1 protein-coding gene is annotated in these 1,508 nt (G+C 52.9%); it reads right to left on the minus strand.

What is annotated here, in order from left to right; all coding sequences use genetic code 11:
- Positions 1–554: 554 nt before the first annotated feature.
- Positions 555–1,508, minus strand: a 954-nt coding sequence (locus tag RI563_RS10335; protein WP_310694301.1) for a thioredoxin family protein, incomplete at its 5' end; no start/stop codon positions are given.

The following is a 1,508-nucleotide window of genomic DNA, read 5'->3' on the forward strand; positions in this document are numbered from 1 at the left end:
AGATGCCATTTCTTGAGGTTGAGGATTTAAACGCGGAGTTCGCGGAGGCGCGGAGGCGCGGAGGCGCAAAGAAAATAAGATTAAAATAAAAACCCCGGCCATTGTCGCAATGCCGGGGTTTTATGTTTATCTGGTTCATTTTTACTCCGCGTCTCCGCGCCCTCCGCGTTGATTTCCAGAACGTGTGAAACTCGTAGGCCCGATAAAGCGAAGCGGTATCGGGCATTCTGCAAGTTGCCGGACACCGCTGCGCTATGTCCGGCCTACCACTTGAGGTTGAGGATTTAAACGCGGAGTTCGCGGAGGCGCAAAGAAAATAATATTCAAAACAAAAACCCCGGCCATTGTCGCAATGCCGGGGTTTTGTGTTTATCTGGTTCATTTTTACTCCGCGTCTCTGCGTCTCCGCGCCCTCCGCGTTGATTTCCAGAACGTATGAAAGTCGTAGGCCCGATAAAGCGAAGCGGTATCGGGCATTCCGCAAGTTGCCGGACACAGCTGCGCTATGTCCGGCCTACCACTAGGTCCTAGCAACTAGTATCTAGCCCCTGTTTTTATTCCCAGAGGTCAACATGCACGCCCTGTTCTTCGAGTTTATCGGCGCGGGCGGAGATGTAGCGCTGGAAGTTGGGCTGTTCCTTGTAGGCACCGGACGCCACGTAGTCCATGACTGATTGCACGTGGAAGGCGCGCAGATAGGCCTCGGCGCGGAATACTTCCTTGCCGTCGGTATCGAAGAACACCAGCGTCGGGGCGTATTTGATGTCCAGTTTCCCGGCCAGCTCTTTGGCTGTGGTGGTCTTGCCGTCGGGTCCGACGACTTTTTGGTCGCTCCACATATCCAGGCGTACCACGTCGAAACGGTTCAACTGCTCGCGGGTCGCCTCGCGTGGATAGATATCGCCATGTAACTCGTCACAGGCCTTGCACTCTTTTTGCTCGAACATCAGCAGCAAGGGTTTGTCTTTGCTGGAAAGTTTTTGCAGATTATAGGGCGGATCCTTCAGGAATTCGGCCTGGTGCAATTTTCCGCTGGCTTTCTCGCCGCCCTGTTGCTTGTAGTATTCACGAAAGCTCAGCTGGTTTTCTTTTTTCTCGCTGACATATTCCAGCGCTGCCATGAACTTGTCAGGCGCATAATAGCCATTGACGCGCAGGGCAACCTTGCCGTTTTCATCCATCATCAGCAGCGTCGGGGTAAACATGACTTTCAGGTTCTCGGCAAATTTCTTTTCGGTGAGCATGTTGCCATTCAGGTCGGTCACTTCCCGATCGCCCCACATGTTAATGGCGATCACATCGAAGTTTTCCCGGGTCATTTCGGCAATCTCCTTCTGGCCGAAATTGTCCTGCAAGAGTTTCGCGCAGTAAGGACAGCCGTCCTGATAAAAATAGAGCATTAACCGCTTGTCCTCCTGCGCGGCCTCTTCGATGTCTTCGCGAATATCCAGAAACGAGTTTTTGAACCAGGCCGGTTTCTCGTGATAGCCCGGATTGTTCATCCCTTC

Source organism: Thiohalophilus sp., assembly GCF_031581315.1.
Lineage (GTDB): Bacteria > Pseudomonadota > Gammaproteobacteria > UBA6429 > Thiohalophilaceae > Thiohalophilus.